This window comes from Bradyrhizobium sacchari, from assembly GCF_002068095.1.
Classification (GTDB): Bacteria; Pseudomonadota; Alphaproteobacteria; order Rhizobiales; family Xanthobacteraceae; genus Bradyrhizobium; species Bradyrhizobium sacchari.
Genome location: NZ_LWIG01000037.1, coordinates 1 through 3,281 on the forward strand (window position 1 = coordinate 1; position 3,281 = coordinate 3,281).

The 3,281-nt window shown below is 67.1% G+C and carries 2 protein-coding genes; both read right to left on the reverse strand.

Going from position 1 to position 3,281, the window contains the following annotated elements:
• On the reverse strand, nt 1-448 hold a 448-nt coding region (locus tag A5906_RS30270), incomplete at its 3' end, for a chemotaxis protein CheW (protein ID WP_080138868.1).
• Between the two features lie 27 nt (nt 449-475).
• On the reverse strand, nt 476-3,280 hold the full coding sequence (locus A5906_RS30275; RefSeq protein ID WP_080138869.1) for a hybrid sensor histidine kinase/response regulator: 2,805 nt from the start codon (nt 3,278-3,280) through the stop codon (nt 476-478).
• Between the last annotated feature and the right edge of the window lies 1 nt (nt 3,281).

Here is a 3,281-nt window from a genome sequence, read left to right on the forward strand (position 1 = left end):
CGAGCTCGAGGACGCGATCGACGTCGAGCACGACCATGAGCTGGCCCTCGAGGCGGTGGACGCCGCCGGCGAGCTTGGCCATGCGGGGATCGAGGTTGACGGGGTTCTCTTCCATGCCGGCCTCGGGCAGGCGCAGCACCTCGCCGATCTGATCGATCAGGAGGCCATAGGATTCACCGCGCAGATCGACACCGACCGCCATCGGCACCTTGCCGTCCTCGGCCTTGGGCAGGCCGAGGCGGGCGCGCATGTCGACCACGGTGACGATGCGGCCGCGCAGGTTCAGGACGCCCGCGATCTCGCGCGAGGACAAGGGCACGCGGGTGACGCGCTCGGGCATGAACACGTCCTGGACGCGGGAGATCGGCAGGCCGAACAGCTGGCCGCCGATCATCGCGGTGACGTATTCGACCATGGCGCCTTCGGCGGATTGGGTCTTGGTGCTCATGAGCTTATCTCCTGATCCCTGTCCGGCTTACGCCGCCGCCCGGCTCAGCTCGGAGGCGCCGGCGGCGCCCGCGGTCTGCTCCTTCAGCGCCGCGATCAGACCGGGACGGTCGAACTTGGCGACATAGTCGTGGAAGCCGGCCTGCCGGCCGCGCTCGATCGCCGCCGGCGACACCAGCGCCGAGAGGCCGATGATCGGCGTCGCGGCGAGGTTGTTGTCGGAGCGGATGGTCTCGGCGAACTCGAACCCGTTCATGTCCGGCATCTCGATGTCGGTCAGGATCACGTCGAAGCTCTGGGCGCGGAGCGCAGCGAGGCCCTCCTGCGCGGTCGGCGCGGTGCGGACGCGGTAGCCGGCCGCCTTCAGCACCGGTGCCAGCATGTTGCGGAAGAACGCAGAGTCGTCCACCAGCAGCACCGACTGCGAGTGCATCGACGGCTTCATCTCCTTGCGGGTGAACCAGTCGGAGAACGCCATGGGGAGGAAGTGGCCGACGTCGATCACCTCGGTCGCCTGGCCCTTGATCACGGCCGAGCCCAGGATGCCCTGGCTGGAGCCGCCGACCTCGATGTTGAGGCGTTCCTCGACGATGTCGATGATCTCGTCGACGACGAGGCCCATGGAGCGGCCGTCGTCGGCGAACACCAGGATCGGCTGGGCGCCCTGGCTGGCAATGGTGACGCCTTCCATGGCCACCAGCGGCATCAGCTGCTCGCGGTACTGCACCATGTAGCGGCCGTTGGAGAACTCGATCTTGTCGGCCGGGAGCTCTTCGAGGCGCGTGACGAGGCCGAGCGGGACCGCCTTGGGCTGGGACGAACCGGCGCGGAACACCAGCAGCGAGGTGGTCTGCTCGCCCGAGCCGATGTGGTGCGCGCCGTTCTCGTCGCCCATGTCATGGGCCGAGGAGCCGGCGGCGCCGAGAGCTTTGGCAATGCCGTTGGGGTCGATGATCATGATGACGGCGCCATCGCCCAGGATGGTGTTGCCGGAGAACATGTCGATGTGACGCAACTTGGTCGACATCGGCTTCACGACGATCTCTTCCGTATGGAAGACACCATCGACGACGATGCCAAACGTCTGGCTGCCGACTTGCGTGACCACGATGAAGCCGTTCTCGGGATCGGACGCCGCGCCGTCGTCGATCTTCAGGAGCTTCTTCAGATGGATCAGCGGCAGCAGCTTGTTGCGCAGACGCAAGACCGCCGTGTCCTTGATGCGCTCGATGCGGTGCTCGGAGTTGGCGCGGGCCCGCACCAGCTCGACCACCGAGAGCTGCGGGATCGCGAAGCGGTCACCGGCGGCCTCGACGATCAGGGCGGAGACGATGGCGAGGGTCAGCGGGATCTTGATGGTGACGGAGGAGCCTTCGCCGGCCACCGACTTGATGTCGATGGTGCCGCCGATCTGGTCGATATTGGTGCGCACCACGTCCATGCCGACGCCGCGGCCCGAGACCGAGGTGATGGCGGCCGCGGTGGAGAAGCCCGGCGCGAAGATGAACTTGTGGATCTGGGCTTCGCTCATCTTCTCGAGCTCAGCCTCGGTGACGAGACCGGAGGAGAGCGCCTTGGCCTTGATCTTCTCGGTGTTGAGACCTCTTCCGTTGTCGGCGATGCAGATGATGATGTGGCCGCCCTCGTGATAGGCGGACAGGCGAATGGTGCCCTGCTCGCCCTTGCCGCTCGCCAGGCGCTCGGCGGGGGTCTCCAGGCCGTGATCGGCGGAGTTGCGCACCATGTGGGTGAGCGGGTCCTTGATCAGGTCGAGCACCTGGCGGTCGAGCTCGGTGTCGGCGCCGTGCATCTCGAGCTCGATCTGCTTGCCGAGTTCGCTCGAGAGGTCGCGGACGATGCGGGGCAGCTTCTGCCAGGCATTGCCGATCGGCTGCATGCGCGTCTTCATGACGCCTTCCTGCAGCTCGGCGGTGACGTTGGAGAGGCGCTGCAGCGGCACCTTGAACTCGGTGTCCTCGTTGCGGCGGGAGATCTCCAGAAGCTGGTTGCGGGTCAGGACCAGCTCGGAGACCATGGTCATCAGATGCTCCAGCGTATCCACGTTGACGCGGATCGACTGGTTGGCGATGCGGTCGCCCTCGGAGGCGCCCTCGTCGGCCATCGACTTCTTCGGCGCGGCCTTGGGCGCCTTGGCTTCCTTCGCAGCTTCCTTCGCAGCTTCCTTGGCGGCAGGTGCCGGCGCTTCGGCAGCCGGCGCAGGTGCCGGCTCGGCCTTGGCGACGGGCGCGGGGACCGGCGCTTCGATCGCGGTCTCGCGGAAGGCGCGTTCGAGCTCGTCGAGCGAGACTTCGCCGGGGCGCAGCGGACGCTCCAGGGTCTGGTCGACCAGCGAGCCCGTGGTCATCGCCTTGGCGGGCGCGGCGGCAACAGGCGCTTCCGGCGCCAGCGGCGGCGCGTCGGCGACAGGAGCAGCAGCGCCGGCGGCCATCGCGGCCATGCCCTGCTCGACCATCGCTTCCAGCTTGTCGATGAGATCGCGGTCGGTACCTTCAGGCTCGGCTTCGGTCGCTTCCAGGCCGGCCAGGATCTCCTTGATGCGGTCGATCGAGGACAGGATCACCGTCACCGCTTCGGCCGTGACCGGCATGCCGTCGCGGAACTTGCCCATCAGCGTCTCGCCGGCATGCGCCAGCGCTTCGAGCCGCGGCAGGCCGAGGAAGCCGCACGTCCCCTTGATGGTGTGGACCAGGCGGAAGATGTTATCCAGGATCTTGGCGTTGTTCGGCTCCTGCTCGAACTTCACCAGCTGATTGTCGACGGTGTCCAGGCTCTCGCTGGTCTCCGTCAAGAACTCCCGCAACAGATCATCCATG